Raw genomic sequence first — 13,434 nt, 5'->3', positions numbered from 1 at the left:
CCAACTTCACCAACTTCCCCGAGGTCTGTCATGTTTGTCCATGATCCGTCACTGTCTTTTGTTGAGGCTGAGGAGGCCGATGTTGTCGCAGTCCACCGTTCATTGGGGTCGGCGTCCGCAGCCCCCGAAGGGATATCCCCCCGCCCGTGCAATGCATACGTTTGTGCCATTCAACGCGAAGGGCAGACCCGTGTCTACGTAATCCTTGAACACGCCGACCGGAGGGGACGCTGGATTTTTGCCTCGCCCAAGGGTATCCCGGTGGGCGAGGCCTATCTCCCACTCTTCAAGGAAGGACTGGCTTTCGCTGCGTCGTTCGGGTTCACCATGCAGGAGGTCAATCTCAGTTATGGCAAGGCGATGCGGGAGGTGGTTATCCGCGATATCCCGGTTCTTCGCCGTCCGTCCGCCACGGGACCGGCGAGCGCCGACGGGGCAAAGGATGATGCCGGCGATGTAAAGAAAGAGGCGGCTCCGAAGGAGAACAAGGAGGAGATCCCCCCTGCGGAAAAAGAGCGGGAAGAGAAACCTGCGCCCAAGGACGAGAGCGAAGCAAAGGCTTTGGCAGACCGCCTTGCCGCCGAAAAGGCCGCAGCGGAACGGGAGTCGCGGGAGCGCTTTGCGGAGCTCAAGGTCCGCATCGATAGCTTGCTTGCAGAGCGGAAGGAGCAGGACACCACCCTTGCGGCCCAGGAAACGGCCCTGCAGGGTGAAATTGCGCGGTTGACCGCGGAGAAGGAGCAGGCCGACCAGGAGCACGGCCAGGCAACAGCTTCCCTCCGGAGCACGGTGGAACGCCTTAAGGGAGAGCTGGCGGCCTTGGGAAAGGGGGGATCGTCGGCTGCCGCGTCCTTGCGGGATGAGATTGCCTGGCTGAAGGCCGAGAAGGACAAGGCCGGCGAGGAAACCGCTCGGGAGGAAGAGCGGTTGCGCGCGGAAGTGGATAAACTTACCGCAGCGCGGGACAAGGGGGCAAGCGCAGCGGCCAAGCGGATTGAATCCCTCACGGCGCGGCTGGCTGACCTTGCCGCAGAACAGGCAACTGCCGCCAAGGGGAATGCGGCCAGGATCAAGGAGCTTGAAGCCAAGGCGGAGCGGTTGGCGGCCGAGACGGTCTCTGCCGAAAAGAAGGCCGCGGCGGACATTGCAGCTTTGGAAGCGGTGATCGAGAAGCGGGCGGCGGAGAAGGAAGCGGCCCGCAAGCTGGCAGTCGGCCGGCTCGTTCGGCTGGCCGCCGAGGCCGAGGTTCTTGTGGCCGAGCGTGAGGCCGTCGAGCAGGTTATCTCCAGGAAGGGTGGCGGCGAGATGGCGGAAGCCTTGGCCCGGGCCGAGGCCGAGGCGGCAACCCTCAGGAGGGAAATCGAACGGCTGGCGGCTGAGAAGGTCCTTGCTACGCAGGCAGGCACTGCGCGGGTTTCGACCCTTCAGGCTGAGGTCGTACGGCTTGCCTCCCAGGGAGAGCCCCCGGCTCCGGCGCGCCGTGGCCACGGGGAGCAGGTCAAGCATGAGCCCGAGAAGGCGGAGCCGTTTATTGCCGCTACAGAGGGTGTCACCGTGGCCCCGGAGGCACCACCGGTGGTCGAGTGGGATGACGAGGTGGCTGCTGCCGTGAGTGACGCCCTTGCGGAGGGACAGACCGATCCCTTCAGCTTCGTGGGGGAAGGGGAGGAGTTGGTTTCCTTCGGCGCCCCGGGAGGAGAGGGAGGAACCGGGGCGGGTGTGGGGTTCAGCCTCGACAAGGGGCTGGAGACAATCGAGTGCGACACGCCGGCGGATGTCATCGAGGTCCACAACTCCCTCAATGTGGTGAACATCACCCCGGCGGGACACACTCCCCAGCCCTGCGGCGCCTATGTCGTTGCTCTCAGGAAGGGAGAGCGTTTCCGGGTCCACGTGGCCTGGAGCCTCACCACGGACCACTCCACCCTTGTCTACTCTCCCGAAAAGCAGCCCGCGGACGCTGGCGAGTGCGCCGCAGTGGTGCGGGACGCCCTGGCCTTTGTGGAAACCGTCGGTTTCATGATGGACGCGGTCCGGCTGAACCCTGATCCGGACAAGCGCGGAAGGGCCCTGGCGAAGATTTCCGTTCTCCGCCTGAAGCGGTAGCCGGGCATGATGACCGCTCTCCGGATTTCCTGTTTACACAATCCCGCCACTTCGCTAGAGTTGCCGGATTGATTTTGTCAGCTATCCAATGCAAGGAGGAAAAAGCGTATGAAAGCAGTTCTGCTCAATGGTTTCGGCGGTCTCGATGTGCTCACGGTGGGGGATGTTGAGAGGCCGAAGCCGGCGGAGGGGCAGGTTCTCGTGAAAGTGGTGGCAACGTCCATCAACCGCCCGGACCTCGTGCAGCGTGAAGGGAAGTATCCACCTCCGCCGGGCGATTCGGAGATCCTGGGACTGGAGGTCTCCGGCACCATCGAAGAGCTGGGTCCCGGCGTGACCGGCTGGCAGGTGGGGGACCGGGTCATGACCCTGGTGGGTGGCGGCGCCTACGCTGAGTATGCCGTGGCCTACGCCAGCCACCTGATGAGGATCCCAGAATCCATGAGCTTTGAGGAGGCGGCCTGCGTCTGCGAATCGTACATCACGGCGTTTCTCAACGTTTTCATGATCGGCGGCCTCAAGGACAACAATACCGTCATCCTCCACGGCGGCGGCGGCGGGGTAAACACCGCCGGCCTCCAACTCTGCAAGGCCCTGGTTCCCAATACGAAGATCATCGTCACCTCCCACCCGAGCAAGATGGCGCGGGTGAAGGACCTTGGCGCCGACCTGGTCATCGACTTTACCCAGACCCCTGATTTCTCCGAGGCTGTGAAGGAGTTCACCAACAAGAAGGGGGCCGACGTGATCCTCGATCACGTGGGGGCCAAGTACCTGGCGCCCAACATGAACTCCCTCGCCTATGCCGGCCGTCTCGTCATCATCGGGGTCATCAGCGGCATCAAGGCGGAGCTGAACCTGGCCCTCATGATGGTGAAGCGGCAGCAGATCATCGGTTCCGTGCTCCGCTCCCGCCCCGTGAAGGACAAGGGGGAGATCGTTGCCGAGTTCACCAGGACAGCGCTGCCGAAATTCGCCGACCGGACCATTGTCCCCATCATCGAGAAGGTGTTCACCATCGACCAGGTGGTGGAAGCCCACCGGATGATGGAAGAAGACAAGCACTTCGGGAAGATCGTGCTGAAGATCTCGTAGGGGACACCACAAGAGAGGGGCGCGGCGAACGGCGTCCCTTTCCTTTTGGGGAGGCAACGCCATGACGGCACCGCAATCGAGCACGGACCTGGATCTCAAGGACCTCACGAACCGCACCTTCCACCCTTCGCCCGTGGCCTGGGAGGACCAGGTGCTCTACTTCCTCCTCCTCGACCGCTTTTCCGACGGGAAGGAGACAGGGTACCGCGACAACCGGGGGAGGCGGGTCGCGAAGGGGGAAACACCCCTCTACCAGTCCGGCGACGCGGGGAATGCCATCCGCACCGAGCCCGAGGCCGCCGTCTGGCGCGAGGCGGGGAACAACTGGTGCGGCGGAACCCTGAAGGGGCTTGCCGGCAAGATGGGATATCTCAAACGCATGGGGGTGACCGCCGTCTGGGTCAGCCCCCTCTTCAAACAGTGCTCCTTTGTCCCCACCTACCACGGCTACGGCATCCAGAACTTCCTCGACGTGGACCCCCATTTCGGCACTGCCGACGACCTGCGGGAACTGGTCCGTGTTGCCCATGCCAACGGCATCTACGTCATCCTCGATATCATCCTGAACCATGCCGGCAACATCTTTGCCTACAACCGGGGCTACACCCCCTATGACGGCGCCACCGTCTACCCGGTGACGGGGTTCCGCTCCGCCGACGGCACGCCGAATCTCCCCTTCGGCCCCATCGACGCCAAGGCCCATCCCGACGCCTGGCCCAATGGCGCGGTCTGGCCCCGGGAGCTTCAAGCTGCCAACGCCTATACCCGCATGGGCCACATCCGGGATTGGGACAGCTACCACGAATACCTGGACGGTGACTTCTTCGACCTGAAGGATATCCATCTGGGGGACGGCGAGGTCGATTCCTTCCGCCCGTCGCCGGCGCTCCTGGCCCTCTGCGAGGTCTACAAGTACTGGATCGCCCTCTCCGACGTGGACGGCTACCGCATCGATACGGTGAAGCATATGGGGGCCGGGGCGACCCGGTTCTTCGCCTCGGTGATCCACGAGTTTGCCAAGGTCATCGGCAAGGAGAACTTCTATCTCATTGGCGAGATCACCGGCGGTCGGGCCAATGCCTTCGAAACCCTGGGGACCACCGGCCTCAACGCGGCCCTCGGCGTGGACGATATCCCGCTGCGGCTCGAAGGCCTGGTGAAGGGGAGGGCGAACCCTGCCGACTACTTCGGCCTCTTCCGCAACTCCCTCCTTGTCCGCAAGGAGTCCCACGTCTGGTTCCGGGACAAGGTGGTGACGGTCATCGACGACCACGACCAGGTCTGCCGGGGAGCCAAGAAAGAGCGCTTCTGCGCCGGCGATCCCAAGTGGCGCCGGCTCGTGCTGAACGCCCTGGCATTGAACACCACTACCCTCGGCATCCCCTGCATCTACTACGGCACCGAGCAGGCCTTTGACGGCGAGGGGGGCGATGACCGATATCTGCGTGAGTGCATGTTCGGCGGTCCCTTCGGCGCGTTCCGCACCCGGGGGGTCCACTTTTTTGACGAGGAAAATCCGGTCTACCGTGAGTTCGCGAAGATACTCGCGCTGCGCCGGGAGAAGCTCCCCCTGAGGCGCGGACGCCAGTACCTGCGGGAGATTTCGGGGGATGGGATCACCTTCGGGCTTCCCTATGTCATCGGGGGAGAGATTCGCTCGGTGGTCCCGTGGTCCCGCATCTTTGACACCGAAGAGATGGTTCTTGCCATCAACACCGATGCCGACTCCCCCCGCACCGCCTGGGTGCTGGTGGACGGGAGCCTCCATCGGGAGGGGGACCGTTTTGCCTACCGCTACTCCACCGATCCGGGGCAGGTGCGCGGAACAACCGCTGTCCAGCGGATCAACGATGCCGTTCAGGCGATACAGGTGACGGTTCCCGCAGCCGGTTTCGTGATGCTCGAACGGCGATGACATCTGCTGATGTCGTGGCGGCGTGAACCAAGTTCTACATTTCAATTCAGGGAGAGCTGCATGTGGACCGATGATTTGACCGTGGGGATCGATGAAATTGACAACCAGCACAAGGCACTGTTCGAGCAACTGGAGAAGCTCCTGGACGCATGCGTGGCCGGGAGGGAGCGGGAAGAGGTGGTGACCATGCTCTGCTTCCTCGACCAGTACGTGGTGGCCCATTTTGCCGCCGAGGAGAAGCTCCAGCAAGAGTACGGCTATCCCGGCTACGAGAAACACCGGGCCGAGCACGAAGAATTCATGCGGCGAATCAACCGGTTTGTGGAAGAAGTGGCCGCCGCGGCCCCGAGTCGGGACTTCGTCCTCAGGGTCAACCAGACCCTCATCGACTGGCTCACGTCTCATATTCTCACCGTGGACAGGGAAATGAGCGAATTTCTTCTCAAGAATATGCGCTGTAATCCGATATAGTTAACCAGGGAAAGCAACGGCTTCCCGGTCAATCAACCGGAACGGTGGGGGAAGGTATGCCAGAATTTTCAGATGTACCGCGGGATATGGATGTGTTGGACTCGATCCTGTCCAAAGAAACCAAAAACGGATTCCTCGTCGACGTGCGCCTCGTGAAACGGCCGCGCCAGTACGAGGCGGCCTTGTTCCTGAACGGCAAATACAAGCCGGGGCCGCCGGTGCCGCGCCCCCTGGACAGCCCCACGACTGATGCCTCCCACTGGATGGGGGTGAGGCCCAGCGTCGGGTTCAGCACGGAGGAGGCGGATACCATCACCGACGAGGTTATGTCCCAGAACAGGCTTCGCCGCCTGACGTTCACCGACCGATGGGGGCGGGAATACGACTACGACTGACGTTCTCCCGATGTCACACGACAAAAAGCGGGATGCCGGCGCACTGCGCTGCCGGGTCCCGCTTTTTTGTTGCCCGTAAATGGCACGCCCTGAAACTCATCCGGGCGGATTGAGCCGCTCCGCCACCGCCAGGTAGTCCTCCCACACATCCATGTCCATGACCACCCCCTCGTCGGCCACCGGCACCAGCCGAACCTTGTCGCGGTGCCGTCCGATGACATCGCGCAGGGTGGCCACCTGGCCAATCTCCTGGAGGATGGCGGCGGGGAAGAGGGTCGGGTGCCCCTTCGCGCCGTCGTGGATCGGAATGAGGATGGCGTCCGGCTCCTCTCCGTGGCGGTTCACGAGGGCCTGTACCGTGTCGGGCCTGACAAGGGGATGGTCGGCCAGGGCCACGAGAACTCCCGTCGGACCCGATATCAGCCGGGCAAGGCCCGTTCTGACCGAGTCGGCCATGTCGCAGGAGTCTGATTCATTAGCGACCACCACGACGGGATAGCGGGAGACGGCCGCGGCAACCTCGTCTCCACCGGGGCTGACCACGGCCACGATCTCCTTCAAGCCGACGGCGGTGAGGGTGTCGAGGCAATGGGCCACGGCGGGGCGGTCGGCAAGCTGCAGGAGTTGCTTGCAGAGCCCCATCCGTTGCGACTTGCCGGCAGCCAGAAGGATCGCGGCGACGTTCATGCTTTGCCCGTTGCAGCCAGAACCCGTTCCTGCGTCATCGGCAGGGTCCGCAGGCGGGCGCCGGTGAGGGCAAACAGGGCGTTCGCCACGGCAGGGGCCACCGGCGGGACTCCCGGCTCGCCGATTCCTCCCGGCTTTTCCCCGCTTCGGACAATGTGGGTCTCCACCCGGGGCATCTCGTTCATCCGGATGATGGGGTAGTCATGGTAGTTGGACTGTTCCACCCGGCCGTTCTTGAAGGTGATGGCCCCGTGAAGGGCCGCCGAGAGGCCGAAGGCGATCCCCGACTCCATCTGCGCTTCGATGATGCCGGGGTTCACGAACCGGCCGCAATCCACGGCGCAGACGACCCGGTGCACCCTGATTTCTCCCTTCGTTCCCACCGATACCTCGGCCACCTGGGCCACGATGCTCCCGAAGGACTCATGGACGGCGATTCCCCGTCCCCGCCCCTCGGGAAGCGCTTTCCCCCACCCGGCCTTCTCCACAGCCAGGTCCAGGGCTCCCACGAGCCGCGGATGTTTCTTTAGTAGCTGCCGGCGGTACTGATAGGGGTCCTTCTCCGCCAGGTGGGCCAGCTCGTCGATGAAGCTCTCCTTCACGAAGGCGGTGGCCGAATGCCCCACCGACCGCCACCAGAGGACCGGCACCCCGGCCGGCGCCATGTGGTAGTCGCAGAGGAAGTTTGGCACCGCGTAGGGTGAATCGGCAGCCCCCTCCACGGAGGTGTCGTCGACGCCGTTTTTCACCATCCCCTTCTCGAAGGGGGTGCCGATGGCGATGGACTGGCACACGATCCGATGCTTCCAGGCAGCGGGCATTCCGGCGGCGTCAAGGCCGGCGGCGAGCTCGTTGTAGAAAGTGGGGCGGTACCAGCCGCCATGGATGTCGTCGTCCCGGGTCCAGACCACCTTCACCGGCTTGCCCATGGCCTTGGATGCCTGCACCGCTTCCCGGACGAAGTGGGAATCGGGAACCGCCCGCCTTCCGAACCCTCCCCCCAGGAACAGGGTGCGGAGGGTTATCTTCTCGGGGGGAAGGCCGGTGATTTTTGCCGCCGCATTCCGGTCTCCGGTCTGCATCTGGGTGCCGGTCCAGATGTCGCAGCGGTCGGGTTCCACCCTCGCCACGCAGTTCAGGGGCTCCAGGGGGGCGTGGACCAGGTAGGGAAGTTCGTAGACCGCGTCGATCCGCTTTACCGCCTGCTTCAGGGCGGTATCCGGGTCACCCCGGCGGGCAGCCACGGCTCCGGGGCGTTTCGCCATCTCCGCGTACTCCTCCCGCTGGCGGCCGCTGTCGAGGCCCGCTAGGGGTCCTTCGTTCCATTCGATTTCCAGGGCCTCCCGTCCCCTGACGGCAGCCGGGAAACTCTCGGCAATGACCGCCACCCCCGCGTCGATGGGGACCACCCTCTTTACTCCTGGCACCTTTTCCGCCTTGTCATGGTGAATCTTCATGGCCTTGGCGCCGAATACCGGCGGCCGCGCCACCACGGCGGTGAGCATGCCGGGTATGGCGACATCGAGGCCGAAGAGGGCAGTGCCGTTCACCTTGGCAGGAGTGTCGAGCCGCCTGACCGGCCGGCCGATGACGCTGTAATCCTTGGGTGACTTGAGCTGCACCTCCGCCGGGGGCTTCAGCCGGGCGGCCCGTTCAGCCAGTTTCCCGTAGGAGAGGCGCCTGCCGCTGGCCTGGTGGAGGACAAATCCCTTTTCGGCCCGACACTGGCCAGGCTTCACCTTCCAGGCTTCGGCCGCGGCAGCCACGAGCATCATTCGGGCCGATGCCCCTGCCTTAGCGAGACGGTCCCATTCGGACCGCACGCTCGAACTGCCGCCGGTAACCTGGATTCCCCACTCGGCGTGATTGTAAGCGGGCGCCACCGGCGCCGCCTCAACCCGTATGGTGGCCGGATCCACCTCCAGTTCCTCGGCAACGATCATGGGGAGCGCGGTATAGACCCCCTGGCCCATCTCCGACTTGTTGACGATCACCGTCACCGAATCGTCGGTGCCGATCCGGATGAAGGCGTTGGGAGCGAAGGTCTCGCGGGGGGGCTCCATGCCGGCGGCGGTTCCTCCCGGCAGGTGGACCCCTATGATCAGCCCGCCTCCCAGAACGATGCCTGCCTTCAGGAAATCGCGACGGCTCACGATGACGATTCCGCTCATGACGCACCCCCTTTCGTCGGCGTGCCGACGGCCCGGTGGATTGCCCGGCGGATGCGCTGGTAGGTGCCGCATCGGCAGAGGATTCCCTCCATGGCCTCGTCAATGGCGGCATCGTCGGGCTTGGGGTTGGTCGCCAGAAGGGCCGTGGCAGCCATGATCTGTCCCGGCTGGCACCAGCCGCACTGGGGGACGTCATCGGCGATCCACGCCTGTTTCACCGGGTGAGACTCGGGAATCCCCTCGATGGTGGTTATCTCCTTGCCGGCCACGGCCGACACGGGGGTGACGCAGGAGCGGATCGCCCGCCCCTCCACGTGGACGGTGCAGGCGCCGCAGAGGGACATGCCGCAGCCGAATTTGGTTCCCGTGAGGCCGATAACCTCCCGGATCACCCAGAGAAGCGGCGTGTCGGGGGGAACGTCCACCTGGTGCCGCGTGCCGTTGACAGTCAGAGCGATCATGCTTTTTCCCTCCCTCCATGGATGGGGCAGCAGGCTACCGCACCGTGAAGCTGGTTTCGCGGCTGTCCTTTGCCGTCGCAGTCTTGACCGTGGAGATCACCCGGTAGCTCCCCGCTTTCGCATCCTTGGGGAGGACGATGGGGATGGTGAAGGTATAGGTGCCGCCGCTGTGGGTGACCATGGCCTCGGGATTCCCGACGAGTTCACCCCCGTGGTAGATCTCGACGGACTCGGTTAACCCCACCTGCTCGGTGGTGGATGGGGTGAGGAGCGCATAGGTGGTCTGGACCTCTACCCGGTCTCCCGGATTGACGCTTGAGGGGGTGGTGGTCACGTTTTCGAGACGGACCATGGTCCCCGATGAGGGTTGGACGTTGTACTTGGCGGCGGTCTCCTCGGCGGTGAGCTTCTTGTCGATGGTGTAGTTGCCGATGACGCCGCCGATGAGGGCTCCGGCCAGACCGCCGAGAACGGCTCCCTTGGTCCGTGAACCCTCTCCGGCCAGCAGCGCGCCGGCAAGGGCGCCGGCTGCGCCGCCGTAGCCGGCCCCTTTTGCAGTCCCCTCGTGCTCCTTCGGGATGGTGCCGCACCCCGTGACGCCGCCCAACGTGAATGCCGCAAGCGTGATGAGTGAAATCAGTCGGATTTTCATGGTATCCCCTCCCTGGCCCCTGTGGCGCCGTGTCTCTGCCGTCGCGCGCGTGGCTCTCCGGCGTGTGATGATTACCGGAAAAAGTATAGCGGGGAGGGGCGGGAATGCAATGGGGGGAAGATGAGAAGGAAAGGGATAGAGACTGGGGGGTCCGTCAGGTGCAGACCCGGTTGCGGCCGCCACCCTTGGCCCGGTAGAGGGCCTGGTCGGCCGCCTTGATGACGTCGGCGGGACGGCGACGGTCGGCGCTGCTTTCGGCAACGCCGATGCTGACGGTTACGGAGACGGTGCCATTCCCGCGGCCGGAGCCGTAGCGGAGCTTTTTACCCTCCCGGGACGAGCTTGGGCGGTCGTTGCCCCGCAGGCGCATCTGGTAGTCGGCAATGGTCCGGCGCAGTTCTTCCAGGGAGGCGAGTACCTCCTCCCGTTCCTTGCGGTGGAAGAGGATGGTGAACTCTTCTCCGCCGTAACGGTAGGCCTTTCCGCCACCCCCAACGCCACGCAGCTTCGAAGCCACCATCCGCAGCACCTGGTCACCCACGTCGTGGCCGTAGGTGTCGTTGAACCTCTTGAAGTGGTCCACATCCACCATGGCCACGGTGTAGCGCCGCCCGAGCCACGTCAGCTGCTCGTTGAGGGCGCGGCGGGAGGGGAGGCCGGTCAGTTCGTCCCTGAAGGCCATGTTGTAGGAGTCCTTCAAAACCCCAAGGGTGAGGATGGCCGCGGCGGCAGTCATGAAGACCGGCGTGACGAACTCTGTCCCGATGCCGTTGCAAGCCACCACGAAGGCCGCCATGACCCCCAGAAGGCTCGCGTCGATGGGGGATTGGCGCCTGGCGGCCCGGGCGATTACCACGATGGCCCCGAGGACGATTACCGGCAGGGCCGGTTGGGGGAGTTGGAGCCCGGCGAACAGACGGTTTTCCGTGAACCGGCAGGAGAGGAATTGCTGGACGGCCACGTGCCCCGGTTCCATGGCCCACCCGACGAAGAGCGCCTGGCACGCCAGGAAGGCAAAGCGGAGCCGGCCGGCAACGGTCATGATCCCCCGCTCGCGCATGAGGGAAAAGAGTGCGATGTTCAGGGGGACAAGAACGCAAACGAACTGAAACAGGACTGAGGCCGTGATTCCGGTCGGCGCGCCGGTCAGGTGTCCCCGGAAGCTCCAGTAAACGGCAATCAGCACGAGAAAAACGAAAAATGCCCTCCCCCGGTGAAAATGGAACGAGAGCATCATGCCCAAAGCCATGGTCAGATAGGGGGTGAAGGGGAGAAGCTCCAACCGTCCCGGCGGCAGCGCAGCCACCTGGGGGAAGAACCAGATGGTGGCCGTGAGAAACGCAGCGGGAATAAGGAAAATGGTCAGGTTTTTCATTGAAAGAGCATGCACGCTGCAAAGGCTCCTGGTTGATGGGTCCTAAGCAAGCATATCGGAAAAAAACGAGAAAACTTTAGAGGGTTTAATCAATATTTTCCTGAAAAGAGATGGTCATGGAATCGAGCTCCAGGGCGGCCAGGCACCCCATGCCGGCCCGCTCCCGGTAGACGCAGCCGTTGTCCAGGACGATACGGTCGGTGGAGAGCCCCCGGAGAATCTCTGAGCGGCTCATGGGGGTGTGGCCGCCGATGACGCGCCGGCCACCGATCATCTCCTTGCGGACCTCCAGGGATCGGCTCCAGAGCATTGCCTCGGTGTCGACAAAGGGGGAGGGGATGGCGAAGTTGAGACTCGCGTGGAGCAACACGAAGTCGGGAAGAATGCGATAGTAGGGCATCTCGGCCATGAAGCGGCGGTAGGAGAGAGGGATCTCGCAGGCATCCTCCACGCCGAAACTGTCGAGGGTGGCGCGGCCGCCGTTTTCGAACCACATCCGGAACATGTCGCGGTCGCCGCAGCTCTCCAGGAGCATCTCCTCGTGGTTTCCCCGCACGGGGAAGACCCGGTACCCCTTCAGGGTGAGTCCCATGAGGATGTCGAGGACGTCCCTGCTGCGGGGGCCCCGGTCGATGTAGTCCCCCAGGAGATAGAGCTCGTCGTGGCGCTTCAGGTGGATGACCTGCCGGATGAGCCGGTCCAGGGTCAGGGCGCAGCCGTGAATATCGGGGATGACGAAGCGGCGGGAAAGGTTGGCTCTTTTCAAGGAAATTCCATTCGGAAAGCAAAATTCATTCGAAGTAATGACCCCTTATACCACGCGGACCCCTGTCAAGTAAACGGTCGCTTATTGTCAACCTTGATGCCTGGCTTGGTTGACGAATAGAAGGTGAATGTGCTACAAACGGAGCGCCGATGAAAGGAGAACCCGTGCCGAAGAGCTTTGCCGAAGAACTGGAGATGCTGAAGGCCCAGGGGCTTCACCGGAGGATGCGCCGCATCGCCGGGAGCCAGGGGAGCAGGGTCGTTGTGGACGGGAAGGAGGCGCTCCTCCTCTGCTCCAACAACTACCTGGGGCTTGCCGACAATCCCCGCCTGGCGGAGGCGTCGATGCGGGCCGTGGAGCGCTACGGCACCTCCAGCGGCGCATCGCGTCTCGTCTCGGGCACCATGGAACTCCACCACCTCCTCGAAGAGCGGATCGCCCGCTTCAAGGGGACTGGCGCGGCCCTGGTCTTCAACTCGGGCTACGCCGCCAACAGCGGCATCATTCCGGCCCTTGTGGGGAAGGGGGACGTGGTCTTCTCCGACCGGCTCAACCACGCGAGCATCGTGGACGGCAGCCTCCTCTCCCGGGCCACCATGGTCCGCTATCCCCACAACGACACGGCTGCCCTGCGGCGGCTCCTGGAGCGGCATCAGACTGCCGGCCGGCGGCTCATCGTAACCGACGGGGTCTTCAGCATGGACGGCGACATGGCGCCGCTGCGGGAACTGGCGGCCCTCAAGCGGGAATTCGGCGCCCTTCTCATGGTGGACGATGCCCACGGAACCGGCGTCCTGGGCGCGACCGGCCGAGGGAGCGCCGAGCTTCAGGGGGTGATGGCGGAGATCGACATCCACATGGGGACCCTCGGCAAGGCCCTCGGCAGCTTCGGCGCCTACGCCGCGGCTTCGGAGGAAGTGATCGATTACCTGGCGAACAAGGCCCGCAGTTTCATCTTCTCCACGTCGCTCCCCCCGGCAGTCCTGGCCGCTTCCCTGGCCGCCGTCGATTTGATCGACTCACCCGAGGGAGCTGCGCTCCGGGAGCGGCTTTCCCGCAACACCGCCTTTTTCCGGGACGGGCTGCGCGCCGCCGGTTTCGACACCATGGGGAGCGAGACCCAGATCGTCCCCCTCTTCGTGGGGGGAGCCGAAGAGACCATGGCCTTCACGGCCCGGCTCCTGGAGGCAGGGATCTTTGCCCAGGGGATACGTCCTCCCACGGTGCCCGCCGGGACCTGTCGGCTCCGCTGCACCCTCATGGCCACCCACGGGGAGGAGGATCTTGCACGGGCAATGGCGCTCATGGTGAAAATCGGCAAAGGGATGGGGGTAATCTGA

12 protein-coding genes are annotated in these 13,434 nt (G+C 64.1%); 6 read left to right on the top strand and 6 right to left on the bottom strand.

The genetic code is table 11. The annotated features are described in order from the left end of the window. Window positions 1–30 precede the first annotated feature (30 nt). The 5 genes from KI811_RS02330 (at window position 31) to KI811_RS02310 (ending at window position 5,982) form a co-directional block, all read left to right on the top strand. A complete protein-coding gene (locus tag KI811_RS02330; RefSeq protein ID WP_214184876.1) occupies window positions 31–2,106 on the top strand; it encodes a coiled-coil domain-containing protein in 2,076 nt (691 codons plus the stop codon). 108 nt (window positions 2,107–2,214) lie between these two features. Continuing rightward, complete coding sequence (locus KI811_RS02325; RefSeq protein WP_214184875.1) at window positions 2,215–3,201, top strand: NAD(P)H-quinone oxidoreductase; 987 nt, start codon at window positions 2,215–2,217, stop codon at window positions 3,199–3,201. Between the two features lie 61 nt (window positions 3,202–3,262). Further along, the gene (locus tag KI811_RS02320; protein ID WP_214184874.1) at window positions 3,263–5,116 is read left to right on the top strand and encodes an alpha-amylase family glycosyl hydrolase; all 1,854 of its coding nucleotides are present in this window, start codon (window positions 3,263–3,265) and stop codon (window positions 5,114–5,116) included. Window positions 5,117–5,176: 60 nt separating this feature from the next. Next, window positions 5,177–5,587, top strand: coding sequence for a bacteriohemerythrin (locus tag KI811_RS02315; protein ID WP_214184873.1), 411 nt, complete (start codon window positions 5,177–5,179; stop codon window positions 5,585–5,587). A 56-nt stretch (window positions 5,588–5,643) separates the two neighbouring features. Then, complete coding sequence (locus KI811_RS02310; RefSeq protein ID WP_214184872.1) at window positions 5,644–5,982, top strand: hypothetical protein; 339 nt, start codon at window positions 5,644–5,646, stop codon at window positions 5,980–5,982. A 96-nt stretch (window positions 5,983–6,078) separates the two neighbouring features. Here the strand turns inward: KI811_RS02310 and KI811_RS02305 are convergent, their stop codons facing one another. The 6 genes from KI811_RS02305 to KI811_RS02280 all read right to left on the bottom strand — a co-directional run bounded on the left by KI811_RS02305 (window position 6,079) and on the right by KI811_RS02280 (window position 12,094). Further along, complete coding sequence (locus KI811_RS02305; RefSeq protein ID WP_214184871.1) at window positions 6,079–6,669, bottom strand: nucleotidyltransferase family protein; 591 nt, start codon at window positions 6,667–6,669, stop codon at window positions 6,079–6,081. After that, entirely contained in the window at window positions 6,666–8,840 is a 2,175-nt protein-coding gene (locus KI811_RS02300) for a xanthine dehydrogenase family protein molybdopterin-binding subunit (protein ID WP_214184870.1), read from the bottom strand. The genes KI811_RS02305 and KI811_RS02300 overlap by 4 nt, the downstream gene beginning before the upstream one ends. Beyond that, a complete protein-coding gene (locus tag KI811_RS02295) occupies window positions 8,837–9,301 on the bottom strand; it encodes a (2Fe-2S)-binding protein (protein WP_214184869.1) in 465 nt (154 codons plus the stop codon). The genes KI811_RS02300 and KI811_RS02295 overlap by 4 nt, the downstream gene beginning before the upstream one ends. A gap of 34 nt (window positions 9,302–9,335) precedes the next feature. Next, complete coding sequence (locus tag KI811_RS02290; RefSeq protein WP_214184868.1) at window positions 9,336–9,953, bottom strand: glycine zipper 2TM domain-containing protein; 618 nt, start codon at window positions 9,951–9,953, stop codon at window positions 9,336–9,338. Between the two features lie 154 nt (window positions 9,954–10,107). Then, window positions 10,108–11,343 carry a GGDEF domain-containing protein gene (locus tag KI811_RS02285; protein ID WP_214184867.1) on the bottom strand — a complete coding sequence of 412 codons (1,236 nt, stop codon included), beginning with the start codon at window positions 11,341–11,343 and terminating at the stop codon, window positions 10,108–10,110. A gap of 70 nt (window positions 11,344–11,413) precedes the next feature. Next, a complete protein-coding gene (locus KI811_RS02280) occupies window positions 11,414–12,094 on the bottom strand; it encodes a metallophosphoesterase family protein (protein ID WP_214184866.1) in 681 nt (226 codons plus the stop codon). 149 nt (window positions 12,095–12,243) lie between these two features. Between KI811_RS02280 and bioF the strand changes: the two genes are divergently transcribed. Beyond that, window positions 12,244–13,434 (top strand): 8-amino-7-oxononanoate synthase, encoded by a 1,191-nt coding sequence (gene bioF / locus KI811_RS02275; protein WP_214184865.1) that lies wholly within the window; start codon window positions 12,244–12,246, stop codon window positions 13,432–13,434.

Source organism: Geobacter hydrogenophilus (genome assembly GCF_018501225.1).
GTDB lineage: Bacteria > Desulfobacterota > Desulfuromonadia > Geobacterales > Geobacteraceae > Geobacter > Geobacter hydrogenophilus.
This window is presented reverse-complemented; position numbering and strand designations above follow the sequence as displayed.